A 16,851-nucleotide genomic window follows, 5' to 3' on the forward strand; every position below is an offset into this window, starting at 1 on the left:
ATTGTCACCAATTGTCACCAAGCGTGCGGGCGAGATCTGGCACCTTAGCTTGGACGGGTTGGCGGGACCCTCATCTTGATCAGCGGTCAATTGAGGGTCGCTCAATAACCCGCATTTTGCAAAGCTCTGAGGCACTTCTCACGCAGCTGACGACGATGCACACATGCTCTCAGACGCGCACTYGGCGGTGACGTGACCTTATAGGGACTGCAATAGGCWGCRTARTCTGCCTCGCACGCAGCCGTGAGYTTGTCGCTAGCAGACACCGCTACGCTAGTTGGAAAGAACARTGTAGCCAGTAAAAATGGAGCCAGTAAAAATGCGTCGCATTTTTTTCTTTCAAATTCATCCACGGTCGTCGGTGAATACCGAATAGGATCATGTCCACATGCTTCTTCGGCGAGACAGGGCACAACATCGCAGCGGACGTTTTCGAATAGGAGCGAACCGTTTGGAAGCGATAGACCGCGGCAAACGCCCTTCGCTCACGCCTCCAAATAAGCCAACTAGAATCTTACTTCTTTACACATGTATTCGTCGTCGCATCCCACTTCATATCCGACATCTTCTTGCATTCTGCCTTCGTCTTAGGTGTTCTCAGCGGATGTTACCGGGCCTGCAGCTGCAAACACAAGCCCAGCACAAACTGTGCCACTAATTATCTTAGCAATCATGTTAATTCTCCTTAGTCTTTGGTCAAAGGGATACCTTTTGGGTATCCCCTGTTAGGTGGCACATCGCTTTTGAAACATCTCCCACCGATCCCGGTTTGCCGCCCGCCAACTCGCGGTCTTGATCTTCAGCCAGTCGCGCGTCCTTCCGGACCGATAAGGGGAATCGCGCCGCTTCGAGACGATGCCTTCGAGCTTGAGTTGCTCGCCGGCGGCAAGCAGCCGTGCCGGGCCCGCGAATTCCCCTGACAACTGCAAGCGTTCGTCGTCCGCCTGGGACACGATGTCGTTCAGGATGTCCTTGCGCTGGGTCAGCAGCATCGGAGTTATTCGGTCGCCGTCGAAAAACAGCAGGTCGAAACACCAAAGATAAAGGGCGGGGGGGTTGTTGCGAAGCTCCATCAGCGTCTTGAAGCAGGGCAAGCCGTCCGTTCCGCACGCGACGAGCTCGCAGTCGATGATCGCGGACTTCACCGGGATGGCTTCTATCGTGCTACGGAGCGCGCGGAACCGTTTCGTCAGGTCTGAACCGTTGCGGCTGTATAGGGCGGCCGAGCCGTTCTCGATGTGCACTTGGGCGCGGAAACCATCGAGCTTGGCCTCGTGCAGCCATTCAGGGCCGACTGGGGGCGTTTTCGCCGGCGTCGGCAGCATCGGGGGTATGAAAGGGATTTTACGCAGCATAGCGGATAAGCAAGAAGTGCCAATGAATATAACAGCGGCCGCGCGGCCGAAAGAGCGACGTGCGGCGGTTCATTTCTCTTTGCGGACGCCCTTGTAGGGCGTTTCGGCTGGCGCCTTCTTCTGGTCCATAAACTGTCCAGTCTCTTTGCTGCGCTTGGTCCAGGTATCTTCGCCTTCGATTTTGGTTTGCAACTGCGAGCGTTTTCGCACTGCACCCTTCCTCGCGTTGTCCCCAGTGGGTTTGTTGACCGCCATCTCGCATCTCCTTCGGTGGTTCGATGGAGCAATGCGCACAAGCGCCCAAGCGTTCCGAATGACTTAGATATCTAGCCCCTTAAACTTGGCGCAGAACGATGCGTAACGAGCAAGCTGATTGGGATCGCGTTGGCCCGCGCGGTAAAGATCTATCAATGCCTCTACGAGCGTGCTTTGCAGCCATTTCTGATTGCGATCTGAGGCACTCTGCTGAAGATCTCGGCATGCTCGCGTATAGGCCTCGCTCAGCAATTCGCGACTTTCCTGATCGAGATCGTGCCTTGTTTCGAAGATTTCGCCCATGGGCGTAACCGGAGATACGAGAACAATCGCAAAAACTCTGAGGTTTGAAAAAGTATTACTTCGTTCGCTGAATATGGTTCCTGAACAGATATGGGTAACGAAAACACCAAGTACTTCCGAAGCGTGCCAATTCGAAATAGTCTCTGAACTGCCGTCCGCGCCATGGCAAAATAGTAAGGGGCGTTCGCTATTTTGGGCGGTTTTTGCGACTTGCACCAATTGTCGGGGCCATGGCGAGTCGCCCAGAATATTTCGAATTGGCAGAAATAGATGGCCGCCTGGATACGCCGATCGCTTCGACTTGCTTATCGATACTAGGGTTGCCGTTCCTCAGCATGTGCCGACCGAGGCCTTCGCGCTCGCGCGGAGCTATGACCCGACCTCAATGCGAATCGTTCAGTCTGGATTTCAAAAGAAGGACTTGCTGGCGTCTTGATGGGCGAAGCATCCAAACCGGATGCGGCCGGTAGCACGGCTGCGCGTTGCCTAATGCTCTTCGTTTTGAATCCTGGATTTGCGTTGCGAGCTTTTGCACCGCGCCGTTTGGAGCAGCCTTGTCGGTCCGCTGGTCGCGTCGGTATTCTTTCGGAGAACGGAAAGCGGCGAGAGCGTACCGGCAAGGGCGCCTGCGCTCTAAAACAGCGAAGGTCAGCAAGCAGAAAATAGAGAACGCGGTCGTAACCGCGGGCACGATCACAATCAACATGGAGCCCTTTCCGCGCGCAGGAAGTGGGTCGGGAAAGATGCTTGAAGAGCGACATGCTCTACGCAATCCAACCCGACCCACGCGCCCCGCGCTTCGCCGTATGCATGACATCTACGGTGTAGAAGGTGGGTTTGGTATCCCCAGTTCTGGGGAGACTTGCGTCCGTGAACTGCAATTATTGCAACGTCACGCTTCAATCCGAAAAGCCGACTACTGATCGTTTGGATAAGGTTTTCCGGGATGATGGCCAACGATTTCAGGAAAAATGAAAGTTACAGTGAATTTTATCCGCGCGGCTTCTTCGGCGAGCGCTTGACCTTTGAACGTGACTTGTCGACTGGATCATTGGCCGCGATCAACGTAGTGCTCTGTCGCAAGGCCTCATGAAAAGTGACGGGTTGGCCCCTCTTCTTCATAAGGTCGCGCAGGGCTTCGTCATAAAGATAGTCAACATCCGAGACGCGCGCGTACCCATAGATCGATTCGAGGACTGCTTGTCGATCGCGAAAAGCTTTCAGCGCCCCTCTTCCTTCTTACGCGGCATTCCAGGCCGCGCCTCGATCACTCCGAACATCTGCGAGATAATCGATGATGTCGTCTTTGAACCTTGATTCGATGCTTTCAGATAGGCCCTGAAACAGCAGCCACTTACGCGCGTGTTCGCGAACCGCGTGCCGCTTTCTAAAAATCCGCTGCCCAATTTGCGCCGCAGGGCGATCCGCTCGCGGACCAACTCCTCAATATCGAGCCTTAAAGGCGAGCCACCGAAATTTGATGTTTCGATGTCGATGATGACGGGCGCGCCGGTCTCGTCGAACTGAACTTCTCCGGTGAAGTGACCGTAATTAGCGCCCCCGATCGTCAGGCCCAGTTCTTCAAACTCGCGGTGCATGCAGCGCCTCCTCTACGCAGACTTCTTGCCGGATTTGGCTTTTGGCTTGGCTTTGCTCGCCACGCTTTTCCGAAGCGCTTCCATCAGGTCGACGACATTGCCGCCAGCTTTTGGCCCTTCCGGCGCTGCGATGATCTTCTTCCCTTTGAGCTTGTCTTTGACGAGCTCGCGCAGCGCTTCCTGGTAATGATTGACGAACTTTTCAGGGTGAAATGCCGCGGACTTCTGGGTAATGAGTTGAACCGCGAGATCGACCATGTCCTTCTGCGGCTTCTCTGTCGGAACCTCGTCGAAGAAATCTTTCGGGTCGCGCAGCTCGTCCGCGTAACGGAGCATCGCCATCACCAATCCGTCGCCATCGCGCACGGGGGAGACGGCGATCAACCATTCACGTCCGCCGATGGTGACTTGTCCCAAACCGACTTTGTTGGTTTTGCGCAGCGCGTCGCGGATGACGACGTAGCCTTCACCCGCCAGTTCATCGGCCGGGGCTATGAAGTAAGGGCGTTCGTAATAGCGAGTGTCGATATCGTCGGCGTTGACGAACTGAACCAGATCGATTGTCTTCTTGCTATCAAGCCTAAGGGCTTCAATCTCCGCCGGCTCCAACGTGACGTAAGTGTCGGGCTCGATCTCGTAGCCTTTGACGATGTCGCTGTTTTCCACTTTCCCGACCCCAGGAACGACCCTTTCAAGGCTGATCCGCCGCCCCGAGGGCTTGTGGATTTGGCGGAAGGAAATTTCGTTTTGTGATTCAAAGGCGTTGTAGATTTCAACGGGAATGCTCACCAGCGAGAGTCGAAGGTGGCCCTTCCAGTAGGCCCGTGCACGTTTCGGCATACGCAATACTCAAGAACTGAATAATACCCGAGGTGATGAAACCAATTCAGCTTAGGTATTAATTGGGGAGCGCCCGTATACCAAACCATGTGGGCCGAAATGACAAACCAAGCTAACCAAGCGCGTAAGCCTTCGATCGCGGGGTAACGCAGCAGCTTTAAAGGAGTATTGGAGGCGATTTACATCGTCCGGGTTAAATGCCCCGGTTTGAAGGATTCTGCGCGCTCGCATTGATAGTCCCGGTAATTGAACGAGAGAAAGTTCTCGAACCGCGCTGCCTAGTCAACGTAGTCGGATCGCTACAGTTTTTTTTAGAGGTTTGCGAACCGCGACCGGTTCGAGCTTCTACAAATGTGCTAGGGGGCGTGGCTTCAGGGCCCAGAAGCGATTGCTTAAATCATCGCCGTTACAGCGAGCCTAAAACAAGGACCGAGTGTGAGAACTTCTCCAGGTTTTAGGTGTGCCGCTGAGCGCTCCGTCTTCTGCGCTCGGTATCCTTTACCAAAGGAACAGTGTGCCCACTGCATGAGCGGATTTGCGAAAGTCGTCGAAGAGGGTGACCATCTGATACGAGAAAACAAATGCGGAGCCGTAGAATGCGCTTGGATAATTCATCTCCATTGCGAGCAGTCGTTGAACTAGCCAGGGCCACTCAGAAAAGGCTTTGACAGAAACAACCGCAGCCGAGACCCCGATCAACGCTCCCGCGAGGATGTCGCTTGCGTAGTGAAGCCCGCCGTAGACCCTTGGCAGACAGACCACGAAGAATGACCAGAAGTAGCAAACAAGGCCGAGAGGACGAGAGATCAAGAAGATAATGGTTGCGAGCGCAAAGCTGATGACCGCGTGATCACTTGGAAGTGAACTCCATTTTGCAAGGGCACGGTCGTCAACGTAAAACGGAAGAACGAAATCATGAGCTCCCGAAAAGAGGGGGCGCGGTCGCTCCGGTAGAAAATCCTGCAGAAATCGGCCGATCACGAATGCTGCAATCACACCAACCAACCCTGCGGCAATATCGGATCGGTATAGTTCTCTTCCATGCTTGCGGAACCACAGGGCCCACACCATGGCCACGATTGGCAGCAGCTTGATGCTGCCCAAACCTAGAAAGCCGATGATGAATCGGTCGGCGATTTCAGATCGATGAGCGTATTGTCCAAGTACGCGCATCACTTGGGCGTCAACAGCATTCACGTCCTTGCCTCGCAAGGTCTAAATGATTTTAATCCAAGATCTGGCACCTTAGCTTGGACGGATGGGCGGGACCTTCAACGCTCAGCGGTCAATGGAGGCTCGCTCAATAACCTGCATTTTACAAAGCTCGGAGGCACTTCTCCCGCAGCTGACGACGATGCGATTGCATACATGCTCTCAGACGCGCACTTGGCGGGGACGTGACCTTATAGGGACCGCAATAGGCTGCGTAGTCTGCCTCGCACGCAGCCGTGAGCTTGTCGCTAGCAGACGCCGCTACGCTAGTCAGAAAGAACAGTGTAGCCAGGCCGCAAGCGGTCAGCACTGCGAGTGCAGGAATGAACCGAGTAATGAACTTCAAGGCTTCCTCTCCGAGGATGTCTGGCGCGGGCGAAGAGATATGTTAGCTGAACGCCATCGTCGTAAAACGATAATGGTCCAGACGGCCGCTTAGGTCGAACGTGCTTCAGAGGCCCATCGCCTGGTGGGCTTCTTCCATATGCTTGACGCATCCATCCATGTCCTTGGCCTTCATGGCGGCATTTGACATGGCGAGATGATTTTTGGCTTCTTTTTTCTTTGCCGCGTCAGTCATCTTGCCAATCTCGGAATTCATTTGCTGCATGTGCGCGTTGGTACACCACTCTTTCGCTTTGTCCCGCGCAGATGCCGCGAGAGAACCGATTGCGATCATAGAAGCCGCTAAGATAATCACTTTAAACATTGATTTGATCCTTTTGTTCGGATCTCGACACAACATCGCGACCGTCTCGGGAGTTGCGGCCGCTTATCGATTTAATGGATCGACCGCGCAGCCAAGCCTCGCTGACGACCGGATGAACCGCGACGCACGGAGATCCTTCGCTGGCTCGCCGCGCATGCGGATTGCAACCGTTATGTCGTAATCGACGATGAGGATGACGAGCTCGACGAGCTGCCTCTTTTCCAACCGTCGGGACGGGAAGGCCTCTCTTCAGAGATCTGTGACGGGGTGCTCGGCTACTTGGCAGGCAAAACCGACCGCGACATGCGAGCGGGCTTGATCACGAGGGTGGCTGAAAATATTCTCTCGACGTTCCACCGAAACAAGGATTAACACAGGGCACTGTGAAGGTGGGCGGAACAGGTTTAGACGTCGCCGGAGCGTTTTTTCGAGAATCAGAGCTGTGGAAACAGCGGGATGTGGCGAGGGCGGCACCGATATCACCTTTCAGAGCCAGTAAAAAAAGGGCCACCCGGTCCCTTTGTCATTTCCAAATACGATCTAATTGCATCGATATTTAAGTTGTCGCTAGCGGCTTAAGCGAGCTAACGTCTGTCATGAAACTTTAAAATAAACGATATATTCGTCGGCCGGTTATATGGCAGCCGCTTTTTGATCGGCTATCTCCATTACATTATTGGCTCAACGAGGTTTTTTGTCTCGAATTTTTTGCGATTGCGAATGGCTTGGATCGAGCGGTCTTGCGCTTGTTCGCACGGCTTACGAGAGGGCCTGCGAAGCCTTGCAAAGCGAGGCTGCACTTACCGATGCCGATCTCGATACCCTGACAGATGTTATGGCCGACGCCCTTCTTTCCCTTTATCGGGCGCGGCAGTTTGATGAGACTAGGCTCAGCAATTACACCGTCGCGAAAACACTCCGGCACCTCAGCGCGGGCCAGCGTTAGCGGAATAGGTCTATTTCTCCAAGTAGATAGCGCTCCAAACTGCGCGCCACCTCCATCGTCAGGCCGCGGCGTTGCATGAGGGTCGGGACAGCGCCAGCTTATCCAGCGCATTGTCCTCATCATTCAGTGTCCTCTGCAATTACGCAATTTCTTCCTGAGCGCTTGGCGCGGTACAGGGCGCCGTCGGCGCGGCTCAACGCTTCTTCAATCGTCTTATCGTCCGGTGACACCTGAGACACGCCGACGCTTGTTGTGAGCCGACAGGTATTTTGCTCGACGCAAACCGCGGTTGAAGCGACAGCGCGGCGCAGCTTTTCGGCAACCGCCAGGGCAGATGGCATATCTGTGCCTGGGAGTAAGGCCGCGAATTCTTCTCCACCCATGCGCGCAAGGAGATCAGCTTTTCTCACTGCGGATTTACAAGCCTTCGCAGCAGAGCGAAGCGCCTCGTCGCCAGTTGCGTGCCCGTAAGTGTCGTTGACCGACTTGAAATGATCGAGATCAATCATCAAGACCGATGTCGATGTGCCAAATCGTTTGGTGCGTTCCAGCTCGGCAGCGGCAACATCCACAAAGTATCTGCGGTTAGGCACGCCAGTGAGAGGATCGGTGGCGGCTAACTTCGCGAGATCGAAAACAAGTTGTTTGCGATCAGTGACGTTGGCGTGAATGACTACGCCACCCTGCTCATGCTCCACGGTGTAGCGCGCGCCAAGAACCATCTGCGCTCGGTTGGCGAATCGCAGGGATATTCCAACTCAAATTTTTCGGTCGTTCTGGCAAGAACCAATTCCAGCCCACGGGCGAACTCGGATGCTCCTTCCGATCCGTTCCCCGTAGCAGTCCGGCAAATTTCGAGATAGTTTGTTCCAATATCGGACCTGCGCGCGCCGCCGGAATTTTCCTCGCTAAATTTTAGCGATGCTTGATTGACTGCAATGATGATCCCGTCCCGATCTATGACGCAAATATTTGATGTAAGCGCGTTCAAAACGGCGGCGGCGAAACCTGAGAGAGGTTGGGCAGAACGCGGCATTCGTTTCGCCTATAGCATTGCCTCGGTTCGCTTTCGGCGGCTATGACAGCCGCCTCGCTGAAAGGCATATGAGAAGCGTCGCCATAATGCACAGCGGCGGCAGGATCAAAACGGCATCGTCGAGCTTAGCGCAGAGAAGGGCCGCGGCTACGCATCCAAGTGCAAATGCAGCAATACTGATAAGTAATTTGGTCCGCTGAGGGTTGAGTGCTTTAAGCGTTTGAGATCAGGGGCGAGCGATGCACGTCCACGCGGTAACTTTGAAACCGCACGCCGTCGACGGTCAGCCAATGATAGAGGGACGCAGTGTCGGCCATTTTGCCATCACGGCTGGAGCCCCTGGCGCTGGGATCAGCTCACGCATCGGCATGGGGGTCTCGAAGCCTAGACGTCGTTTCGTCGATGCGTGCCGCTGTGAGTGCCTTCGCGATTCGCCGGGCGGCGCTGTGCCCTCAACGCAAAAAGAGCCCTTCGTGATCACGTCGTTCGAGATGATCTCGGTGATGATGCGCTCCGCGACTTCACGATCGGCCGGGTTCGGCGCGTCGGTTTCGTCGAGATAGATTTTCACGGTCAGCTCCTATCGGCGCTGCCGTTCCCTAAATTCCCCGCCACGGTCTAACCCGGCCATCGCCTTGCGATCAATCCGCGCCGCCGCTACATCTCCAATTATGTGCAACTTGTATTCTCAAACCCGTAACGTCGAAGCCATCCGGCGGCTCTTCCGCGTGGCGCACAACCGCGCGACCGCGATCGAGCCGCAGCCCGCGATTTTTCCGGGTTGGAACGGCAGCGTCATCCGCAAAGCCGACGACGGCGAGCGCGAGCTGGTGACGATGAGCTGGGGCTTCGTGCTGCTGCAGCCGGGCAAGGCGCCGCGCCGTGTCACCAACGTCCGCGATGACAAGATCCTATCGAGCCGGTTCTGGAAGCCCTCGTTCGTGCAACGTCGCTGTCTGGTGCCCGCGTCGAGCTACTGCGAGCCCGATAGCGGCACGCCCGCGAAGTGGCATTGGTTCGCCGTCAATGGCGACGAGGATCGCCGCCTATTCGCCTTTCCCGGGATCTGGCAGCGGTGGAACGGGCCGGTGAAGAAGGACGCGCCGAATGTCGAGCTGGACGTCTACAGCTTCATGACGACGGCGCCGAATGCCCTCACGGACTCGATCAACCACGAACGGATGCCGGTGCTGCTTTCAGAGGAAGCCGATTTCGAGACTTGGCTCTCGGGGTCACCGACTGAGGCCTTCGCGCTCGCGCGGAGCTATGATGCCGGGGCAATGCGTATCGTGCAGTCGAGATTTGAAAAGAAAGACCTGCTGGCGGCTTGATGGGCGAAGACGAGGGCCTGGCGTCGATCGACATCCGTGACATTTAGGTCTAGCGCACCCATGTACCCCCTCAAGGTTTGTGGCTCTTTGTCAATTCCGTTCGACGATATCCTTGTTATCAGGTTTGATCGGTCTCATCCTTACTTTGGTGGCGGGGATAGTTGACGCCACTGCGACACGCTGGACGCCGCACGTCGATGGCTCTCTTGACCCTACTTGTCGGACGTTACCGTGATCGCGAAACTGTCATTGCATCATTCCTGCGCCGAGTGGACCGCGTGCCGGCGCTGGCTTCGCGCGAGGTTGCGGTCGGGTGGCGCCAAGCGGAGCGCGACCCAGCGTCGGCAGGACGGCAGCTTCTGATTGCACTTGATCTCAATCTTGGGGCGATCCACGCCACTGGCAGTCGAGTTGCTCGCGGCAATACCGGCCCTGCTGCTCGGATCGACATTGAGGTCCCGCGCGCACTTGGCAATGAGCTCTTCTGCGCTCATTTGCGCCATGAAGGGATTGGCGGAAATAGCAGCGGAGCTGAGCAGCGTTGAGACCTTCGTTTGGGGCGGCGCACGCAACAGGCGCACGGCGCCGGTTGCCCCCGCGAGGTACGCGAGGCGGAGGTTGTTGAAGCTTGTCGGCAGGCCTTCTCTCGCAAGGTGTGCGGCATTGTCCTTCGTGTACGCCTCAGCGGCGCGGCGGGCGAACGGCCGGTCTTCGCGCAGTTTCAGCAGCGCCATGGTCGAGAGAGACATCGTCTCTTCAGCGAAGTGCCGGCGGACGACGTCGAGAAACGCTTGCTCGATGAATTGAAATGGACCGACGGCAGTGGAACGTGGATTTCGTGCAGCATCCTGGCCACCCGACTCCGCCATCATGAGGCGGTCGAGAAAGGTCTCAAGCGTCATTGCTGGCGGCGCAGTTGCAGCGACCGGATTCGCTTCGACCGGCTTCGCCTCCCTCTGCGCTTTGCCGGTTTCCTCGGCGGAGGCCGAGACGAGCCCCACAGCGAGAGCCGCAAGACCGGCCCATGCCAGAGCGGCGCACCGCTGCGACTTTGTGAGCGGATGCTGACTGCATTCCAGCATCACACGGATCCTACCCAGTGACTAATCTCAAGGCTAGACAGGCTGATCTCGGCTCACCCAGTCTACTACGCAATTCTATTGGCGCCATCCTGGCTGCACACCTGAGGCGAGTTCTAAGGTGAACAGGAGAGCCGCGGCGTTAGCCATGGAGGTTAATGACGTCCATGGCCACGGTTAAAACGCGAATATCCGGGGCTGAATTCTACTGGAATGTCGTTCGGACGCGACCAGCTTCTGCGCGGGAAAGCACACTAATGTGCCTTGAAGAGCCTCAGCGCACATCCCGTGGCTCTCGCTGATTGTCTCCAGCTTACCGTCGCGACCTGAAACACATTGGCAACGGCCCTTTCTTTTACGCGAAAAGCGGGTGCCAAGTTTCAGGCACCCGTTTGCATTTTGCATACTCGGCTCAGAAGTGAACGACCCCGAACAGCATTAGAGCAAGGACGATCGTGAGCGGAACTCCGAGGGCCCAGAGTAAGACAGGCATGACAATTCTCCATTGTTGATGCAGATTGAATGTCTGCTAGCCGCCAATTGTTCCAATAGCCGGACGTCGCGCGCTCTCGTGAAGCCAGAGGCAACATGCACTGCAGCATGAGGCGACCAGGAATTTTCCCCGCTCATTGAACTTTTTTCCGCTCATTGAACTTTGGCTCAAGCGGCTCGTTCTCCGCAGAAAGAAAACAGGAGGATTACAGGAGGATTCATGAGGACATTAATTCTAACCGTTGCCGCGACAATGCTCTTGGCAATTCCGGCATCCGCCGATGAGACACAGAACTCATCAAAAACCCCCGGTAACAATGCGGTTAATACCACAACCACTCCGCAACCGGCGATGCCCGTCGAGGGCGCCAATAGCTTCACTGAAGGCCAGGCCAAATGGCGTTTCGAGGAGAAGGGTTTTTCGAACGTCAGTGATTTGAAAAAAGATAACACCGGCATCTGGCGGGGCCGCGCCGAGAAGGACGGCAAAACGGTGAGCGTCAGCCTTGATTTCCAGGGCAACGTTTTTGCGAACTAAATAAGGAATTCAACATGCCGACAGTATCTCGAATGTTCGACGATTTTCCTTCTGCGCGCCGGGCGCTCGACGCTCTCGTTGCTGGTGGAATCCCGGAGAAAGACATCAGCATGGTCGCCAATAATGGCGACGACTACTTCAGTGACAAGTCTCGTGTGCTGGACCGAGATAACGATGGCGTTGACGATCGCGCTGAAGGAGCCGGCACTGGTGGAGGCCTCGGCGCGGCCGCCGGCGGAGCCATTGGACTTCTTACGGGCCTCGGCGTCATGGCCATTCCGGGCGTCGGGCCCGTGGTAGCGGCTGGGTGGCTGGCCACCACTGCGCTTGGCGCGTTGGCGGGCGGCGCCGCCGGGTCTCTTATCGGGGCCCTCGTCGAGAGCGGTGTTCCCGAAGAAGACGCGCATGTTTATGCCGAAGGTCTGCGCCGCGGCGGCGTGCTTCTTACGGTTAGAGCGCCGCAAGGAAGCGCAACGCGGGTTGAAGAGATTCTCAATCAATACGCCGTGGATACGCGCAGCCGGGCCAGCGACTATCGTCGTGCAGGATGGAACGGCTTTGACGACGCGACCCCCTACACAGCCGATCAAATCCGTTCACAGCGCGAACGTGGTCTGTAGAGTGTAAGCAAAGACGTTCATTGGCACCGGCGCTAGACGCCGGTGCTTTTCGTTTTGCCGTCCATTAAAAGGACGGCCCTGCGAATTCATGCGGCGATGCAAGGCTGACCGAACGCGGATGCGAGAAAGCCTAGATGCCCAGAGGCCAAACCACGGGTATCTTGAGCCTTGGCACGAAGTACCATGACACTTGCGATTTGGAGGAGTTTTCATGCTGGGTAAACTGTTGATGGCCGCCGGTACAGCTACCATGCTGGTCGTATTCGCTGCTCCGACCGTGGCGAAGGAGAAATCAAAAAAACCCGCGAACGCGCCGCACATCTATTCGCAAGTGGAATGCACAGGCATGAAGAAAATGCACTGGGATGACGCCACCCACACCTGCCAGAAACGCAAGTGACGTCGAACTCTCGCCGCTGAAGCCAACTATCGGCAATCCATGTCGAGACCGACGATCTCACTGCCCCGGCGTGAGGCTGAGAAGCCCAGTGCCTGCGGGGACGCCAGCATCGCTGTCCTCGGGCTCTGCGGCCTCATGATCGCGATAGTCGCCCACTGAAAAAGAAGCGGCCCGTCGGCGAAAGCTGGCAGGCCCTTCTCATTTAAAATGGCGAAACGGTGATCGCCGGCGTGGCTGCGACGTGTGTTAAAAATGCTCGACCACGATCAGTGATCCGAAAATAAGAACCGGGATTGTCCTTTGCCATCAGGTTCTCGCCTTGCAGGAATCTGATCCAGTTGTCGATATCGCCAATCCGTTCAGCAAGACCCGCGGCCGTCACGCGTTCGACGTGAGTTTGATAGTATTGCTGGAATCCCTTCTTCGTAATTGGCTCGTTGGACAGCTTCTTTAGGGCTTCGACCTGGCTGTCGAATATCGTGCGCATAATTCCGTCGAACGTTCGGACTCGATTTGTAAATGCCCACGCGCCTATAAGCCGGGTCTTGAGTTCAGGCCCAGGAAAATTCCGGGATGCCAGTTCTCGATCGAGCGGAGCAGTCCAGTTCGCGAGATCGTTGTCGCCATCGAGCACCGCGGAGAGCGGAACATCCTGCGATGCGGTTTCGACCACTTGTTGCTGAAGCTCGACGCCAGCAACCTTCGTCGCTCGTTGGCTGAGGTTGACCAGCCCGCACGCCATCTCGACTACCGTATTGCGGAAGATGATCGCGAGAATGATTACCGGCACCGGCCAAGACAAGGTGTTCAGCTCGGTCCAAGCACTGCTGGTTCAAAAAGTCGGTCATGGCGGCGCTTCGTTTCAAAACGGGCAAGGCGTAGCCGCGACCATCCCATCGGTGCGTTCGATCTTGTCGAGATTCGCCATGGTCACCCCCTTGACGAGCCTAGCTCAATTTTTTGATCTGGCGTCTGGTCGGCGATCCTCCATTCCCAATTGAATTGTGAATATCGCGCCGGAAGTAATCGTAGACTGACTGAAACCTTGGTGGCGCGAATGAATGCTGTAAATTTTATCGCACCCGGATCGCACCCGAGCCACTTCCAGCAACATGAACGGAGTCGTTAAATATCTGATTTCATTGGTGCCGGCTGTAGGATTTGAACCTACGACCCCCTGATTACAAATCTGAAGCCCAGCCAATCAATGTTGATTCTGACAGTTCGCGCGGTGTTCCGGTGATTGAAGATCAATCTCTTACACGTGGTGTCAGAACGAAAGTCGGGTCGGCTTCGAGAGCGTCCCTATGCGACTGCGAGCAGGCGAGGTTGCAGCCTTTTGCAGGGATGAAAATTAGAATGCTTCCACGTCCTCGAATAGCTTCCTTCCACCGGGTCGCCGAGACCAACGCTCCCACGTGAGCCATTTCCAGTCTCGCGAGAATCCCGACGTCTCCCGGGGCTCTTTGCCACGACAAGGATGATCAACACTGACCCAATTGTTAAAGGATAAATTGCATATATTTCAATCGGTTGCCAATTAGTTTCACCAGTCGATGCCCATGTCGCGTGTTCGATCTTCCATGTAACGAAATTACCTAGCGAATTGTTGAGAGCATTCGAGCAGCAGTTTCATATCGTTACGATGGAGGCGTCGAACGGGATTGTTATAATTTCTACACCCATCATCCGGCTTTTTTTTCCATGCCCTTTCTAATCGCGCGGCCGCAGAGATCGCGCTGGTGGACTGGATGCTTTCGAGCAAAGCCGGCCTTCCGGGGCCGATGCGGGCAGCGGAATAGAGGATGAGGATCAGCCTGACCTCGGCCATGGAGCCTGCTTGGCGGAATAGTGCGACGGGAGGCTGGTATTAACACATCGACGTGGACCCGCCATCCGTCGAACTTGGCCTCATGAAGCCATTCGCCGATGGGCGTTTTCGATCGTCGGACTTCGATTTTCTGCTCAGCGATGACTGGCTGTTCGGTGGATCATCCTCGAATGGAAGTCGGACGATCGTCGTCGAAACGGCGAACCGCTTCGCCCGCGATTTGATCGTCCAAGAAACAGGGTACCTAACTTCTCGAACACCGCAGGTTCAATCACCTCATGAACGTCGACGATATCCTCTTCGCGCTGCGACATTCCTTTGCTGCGATTTTCACAATCGAACGCCGCCCCGCACAAAATTGTTCAAAGCATATCTCGAAGGAGCTGATTTCAATACGTGTCCGCGTGATTAAGCAGACAGCCGGGATGTTGGCTTCGGCCAGTAGAAATCTCAGTCCTACTCGGCAGGAACATAAGTGCCGTTTGACAGCTTCTCTAACGCTGCGCGATCAGTGATGACAATCCGCCCACGCCTCTGCGCGATGACGCCGGCGCGTTGAAGCTCTTGGACTGCAATTGTTACGCCGGGACGTCGTACTCCAAGCATCATAGCCAGGAATTCATGGGTCAAAGGCAGTTCATCACCGTCGATCCGATCATCGGCCATCAGCAACCAACGGGCCAAGCGCTCTTCGATCTTATTGCGCGCGTTGGAGACAGCTGTTTGCATGGTCTGCTCAAGGAATGAGTGGGCATACCGAAGCATTGAGCGGTGTAGAGTCGCGCTCTGATCTATGGCTTCCCGAAGGGCATGTGCTGCAATCTGTCTGCCGCGTCCGGGGGCTTGCATGAAGGTTTCGTTGGCGTCGCGGTCGCTTCCGAAAAGAATAGCCAAACCACTCATGCCTTCACGGCCTATTAGCCCGACTTCGATAGGATGCTCTCGCCCATTTGCGACGACCGAGGCGAAGCCGCTGTCCGGAAAATAGATCGCAGTAATTTTTCTTCGTCCGCGATCCAAAACCTTGCGTAGAGGAAGATCGACTACTTCGAGGCTCGGTTCAAGAAGCTCAAAATCACGGGGCGCGAGACGCGAAAGTATGTGGTTTTGCTGGAAGACCATGGCTCTTTCCCAAGAAGGGCAAGAGCGCTTCGCATCTCTCAGTCGTTCGCGCCCGGAAAATCCAGCGGACGATATTTCCTTCTATACCCGAAATGAGCAATCGCCTAATTCCGGGTGGACTGTACGTTTTCATACGTTTTGCCGGAACCAGCGCTCTTGGCGACCGTTATGGAGCGGTAGCCGTCTGTGTTTGACGCAATAAATTAATAAGAAACAACCGGGGCGGCGTTTTCTCTTCTCAATTTAGGACGCGGCCATGCGTGTCGGCCATGAAGCGCGGGTTGTCCTCGTTGCCGAGGACGAATTCCTCGTGCGCATTTACATCGTCAACGAATTGGAGGCGCGCGGTTGGGCGGTTTTAGAGACAGCGACCGGCGAAGGGGCAATCGAACATTTTAATGGGGGTGGCAAGATCGATATTCTTTTCACGGATATCCAACTCGCGGGTCGCTTGAATGGATGGGATGTCGCTAACCAGTTGAGAGCCTTGCAGCCCGACTTGCCAATCATCTACACGTCGGCAAATTCGCGCGACCATTCGCGGAAGGTTCCTGGCTCGATATTTTTCGACAAGCCCTACGATTCCGCAGCAGTCATCGCTGCCTGCGATGCGCTCGTCGCTCCTGCAGCTTAACAATTCCCAGCAATGCTGCGGCGCAATTCTGCGAACGGAAATTATTGTTCGATACCGTACCAAGTTTTTTCGATCGGGTTTGAAAAAGGAGTTTTCATCGGGAACCGTCGCCTCCAAAATCGCGTCCTGCTGTCAAATATCTCGTTCCAGTTCCTTCGACGAGTTACCAACAATGGCAAAGGATCTTCCGCAAGCGATCATCATTGTAGACCGGTCCCGTCTTTACGGAATCAGCCTGCGCGCGTCGCTCAATAAGCGCCAGGTTTGCACGCACGTCTTTCACAACTTCGCCGCAGCTCTCGCGCTCTTGCGCAGCAAGAAAATCGATACCGTCGTCGTCGAGTTTGATGGGAAGCCCGAGACAGCAAAGTTTTGCGAAGAGGCTAGAGCACGCGATGTGCCTGTCGTATTCTCGGCATCACCCGTTAAACCCAAAGATCTGCGGCAGAACGGCTTCCACGCGGAATTTCAAGATGTGCCAGGACGCCCAAGGATGTTCGTGCACTACCGCAAGAAGGCGAAGGAGACAGCATAACCGAGGAGAGTAACT

At 55.6% G+C, this 16,851-nt stretch carries 19 protein-coding genes; 6 read left to right on the forward strand and 13 right to left on the reverse strand.

The annotated features are described in order from the left end of the window. Nucleotides 1-725 precede the first annotated feature (725 nt). The 10 genes from AC1DK3_RS16935 to AC1DK3_RS16980 form a co-directional block, all read right to left on the reverse strand. Nucleotides 726-1,355 carry an ATP-dependent DNA ligase gene (locus AC1DK3_RS16935; RefSeq protein ID WP_477193434.1) on the reverse strand — a complete coding sequence of 210 codons (630 nt, stop codon included), beginning with the start codon at nt 1,353-1,355 and terminating at the stop codon, nt 726-728. A gap of 69 nt (nt 1,356-1,424) precedes the next feature. Continuing rightward, entirely contained in the window at nt 1,425-1,565 is a 141-nt protein-coding gene (locus AC1DK3_RS16940; RefSeq protein ID WP_477193435.1) for a hypothetical protein, read from the reverse strand. A 108-nt stretch (nt 1,566-1,673) separates the two neighbouring features. Beyond that, entirely contained in the window at nt 1,674-2,129 is a 456-nt protein-coding gene (locus tag AC1DK3_RS16945) for a hypothetical protein (protein ID WP_477193436.1), read from the reverse strand. A gap of 1,004 nt (nt 2,130-3,133) precedes the next feature. Further along, nucleotides 3,134-3,511, reverse strand: a complete 378-nt coding sequence (locus AC1DK3_RS16950; protein ID WP_477193437.1) for a hypothetical protein — start codon at nt 3,509-3,511, stop codon at nt 3,134-3,136. Nucleotides 3,512-3,523: 12 nt separating this feature from the next. Next, nucleotides 3,524-4,351 (reverse strand): non-homologous end joining protein Ku, encoded by an 828-nt coding sequence (gene ku, locus AC1DK3_RS16955; protein ID WP_477193438.1) that lies wholly within the window; start codon nt 4,349-4,351, stop codon nt 3,524-3,526. A 498-nt stretch (nt 4,352-4,849) separates the two neighbouring features. Further along, a complete protein-coding gene (locus AC1DK3_RS16960; protein WP_477193439.1) occupies nt 4,850-5,548 on the reverse strand; it encodes a phosphatase PAP2 family protein in 699 nt (232 codons plus the stop codon). 466 nt (nt 5,549-6,014) lie between these two features. Further along, nucleotides 6,015-6,272, reverse strand: coding sequence for a hypothetical protein (locus AC1DK3_RS16965; RefSeq protein ID WP_477193440.1), 258 nt, complete (start codon nt 6,270-6,272; stop codon nt 6,015-6,017). 1,065 nt (nt 6,273-7,337) lie between these two features. Beyond that, nucleotides 7,338-7,940 (reverse strand): GGDEF domain-containing protein, encoded by a 603-nt coding sequence (locus AC1DK3_RS16970; protein ID WP_477193441.1) that lies wholly within the window; start codon nt 7,938-7,940, stop codon nt 7,338-7,340. After that, nucleotides 7,892-8,254: a PAS domain-containing protein gene (locus tag AC1DK3_RS16975; RefSeq protein ID WP_477193442.1), complete on the reverse strand. Its 363-nt coding sequence runs from the start codon at nt 8,252-8,254 to the stop codon at nt 7,892-7,894. Before AC1DK3_RS16975 ends, AC1DK3_RS16970 begins: the two co-directional genes overlap by 49 nt. A 283-nt stretch (nt 8,255-8,537) precedes the next feature. Next, a complete protein-coding gene (locus tag AC1DK3_RS16980; RefSeq protein ID WP_477193443.1) occupies nt 8,538-8,825 on the reverse strand; it encodes a hypothetical protein in 288 nt (95 codons plus the stop codon). Nucleotides 8,826-8,934: 109 nt separating this feature from the next. Here AC1DK3_RS16980 and AC1DK3_RS16985 point away from each other — a divergent pair, with 109 nt between their 5' ends. Continuing rightward, the gene (locus tag AC1DK3_RS16985; protein ID WP_477193444.1) at nt 8,935-9,585 is read left to right on the forward strand and encodes an SOS response-associated peptidase; all 651 of its coding nucleotides are present in this window, start codon (nt 8,935-8,937) and stop codon (nt 9,583-9,585) included. Between the two features lie 254 nt (nt 9,586-9,839). Here AC1DK3_RS16985 and AC1DK3_RS16990 read toward each other — a convergent pair whose 3' ends face one another. Further along, nucleotides 9,840-10,667 (reverse strand): hypothetical protein, encoded by an 828-nt coding sequence (locus tag AC1DK3_RS16990; RefSeq protein WP_477193445.1) that lies wholly within the window; start codon nt 10,665-10,667, stop codon nt 9,840-9,842. 742 nt (nt 10,668-11,409) lie between these two features. Between AC1DK3_RS16990 and AC1DK3_RS16995 the strand changes: the two genes are divergently transcribed. The 3 genes from AC1DK3_RS16995 (at nt 11,410) to AC1DK3_RS17005 (ending at nt 12,714) form a co-directional block, all read left to right on the forward strand. Then, a complete protein-coding gene (locus AC1DK3_RS16995) occupies nt 11,410-11,694 on the forward strand; it encodes a hypothetical protein (RefSeq protein WP_477193446.1) in 285 nt (94 codons plus the stop codon). A 14-nt stretch (nt 11,695-11,708) separates the two neighbouring features. After that, nucleotides 11,709-12,314 (forward strand): hypothetical protein, encoded by a 606-nt coding sequence (locus AC1DK3_RS17000; RefSeq protein WP_477193447.1) that lies wholly within the window; start codon nt 11,709-11,711, stop codon nt 12,312-12,314. Nucleotides 12,315-12,525: 211 nt separating this feature from the next. Beyond that, complete coding sequence (locus AC1DK3_RS17005) at nt 12,526-12,714, forward strand: hypothetical protein (protein ID WP_477193448.1); 189 nt, start codon at nt 12,526-12,528, stop codon at nt 12,712-12,714. 202 nt (nt 12,715-12,916) lie between these two features. On the opposite strand, the gene AC1DK3_RS17010 is transcribed toward AC1DK3_RS17005, so the two are convergent. Next, nucleotides 12,917-13,516, reverse strand: a complete 600-nt coding sequence (locus AC1DK3_RS17010; RefSeq protein ID WP_477193449.1) for a hypothetical protein — start codon at nt 13,514-13,516, stop codon at nt 12,917-12,919. 1,485 nt (nt 13,517-15,001) lie between these two features. Continuing rightward, a complete protein-coding gene (locus AC1DK3_RS17015) occupies nt 15,002-15,667 on the reverse strand; it encodes a Crp/Fnr family transcriptional regulator (protein WP_477193450.1) in 666 nt (221 codons plus the stop codon). A gap of 256 nt (nt 15,668-15,923) precedes the next feature. Here AC1DK3_RS17015 and AC1DK3_RS17020 point away from each other — a divergent pair, with 256 nt between their 5' ends. Next, nucleotides 15,924-16,301, forward strand: coding sequence for a response regulator (locus AC1DK3_RS17020; protein WP_477193451.1), 378 nt, complete (start codon nt 15,924-15,926; stop codon nt 16,299-16,301). A 172-nt stretch (nt 16,302-16,473) separates the two neighbouring features. Then, nucleotides 16,474-16,836, forward strand: coding sequence for a hypothetical protein (locus AC1DK3_RS17025; RefSeq protein ID WP_477193452.1), 363 nt, complete (start codon nt 16,474-16,476; stop codon nt 16,834-16,836). Nucleotides 16,837-16,851: the final 15 nt, after the last annotated feature.

It is taken from the genome of Hyphomicrobium sp. 01T421 (assembly GCF_056398805.1).

What these genes read in the sequence shown, in the direction of transcription:
- AC1DK3_RS16935 (WP_477193434.1), bottom strand. Translation starts at nt 1,355, where the DNA reads ATGCTGCGTAAAATCCCTTTCATACCCCCGATGCTGCCGACGCCGGCG.
- AC1DK3_RS16950 (WP_477193437.1), bottom strand. Translation starts at nt 3,511, where the DNA reads ATGCACCGCGAGTTTGAAGAACTGGGCCTGACGATCGGGGGCGCTAAT.
- ku (WP_477193438.1), bottom strand. Translation starts at nt 4,351, where the DNA reads ATGCCGAAACGTGCACGGGCCTACTGGAAGGGCCACCTTCGACTCTCG.
- AC1DK3_RS16965 (WP_477193440.1), bottom strand. Translation starts at nt 6,272, where the DNA reads ATGTTTAAAGTGATTATCTTAGCGGCTTCTATGATCGCAATCGGTTCT.
- AC1DK3_RS16970 (WP_477193441.1), bottom strand. Translation starts at nt 7,940, where the DNA reads ATGGTTCTTGGCGCGCGCTACACCGTGGAGCATGAGCAGGGTGGCGTA.
- AC1DK3_RS16975 (WP_477193442.1), bottom strand. Translation starts at nt 8,254, where the DNA reads ATGCCGCGTTCTGCCCAACCTCTCTCAGGTTTCGCCGCCGCCGTTTTG.
- AC1DK3_RS16990 (WP_477193445.1), bottom strand. Translation starts at nt 10,667, where the DNA reads ATGCTGGAATGCAGTCAGCATCCGCTCACAAAGTCGCAGCGGTGCGCC.
- AC1DK3_RS16995 (WP_477193446.1), top strand. Translation starts at nt 11,410, where the DNA reads ATGCTCTTGGCAATTCCGGCATCCGCCGATGAGACACAGAACTCATCA.
- AC1DK3_RS17000 (WP_477193447.1), top strand. Translation starts at nt 11,709, where the DNA reads ATGCCGACAGTATCTCGAATGTTCGACGATTTTCCTTCTGCGCGCCGG.
- AC1DK3_RS17005 (WP_477193448.1), top strand. Translation starts at nt 12,526, where the DNA reads ATGCTGGGTAAACTGTTGATGGCCGCCGGTACAGCTACCATGCTGGTC.
- AC1DK3_RS17015 (WP_477193450.1), bottom strand. Translation starts at nt 15,667, where the DNA reads ATGGTCTTCCAGCAAAACCACATACTTTCGCGTCTCGCGCCCCGTGAT.
- AC1DK3_RS17020 (WP_477193451.1), top strand. Translation starts at nt 15,924, where the DNA reads ATGCGTGTCGGCCATGAAGCGCGGGTTGTCCTCGTTGCCGAGGACGAA.
- AC1DK3_RS17025 (WP_477193452.1), top strand. Translation starts at nt 16,474, where the DNA reads ATGGCAAAGGATCTTCCGCAAGCGATCATCATTGTAGACCGGTCCCGT.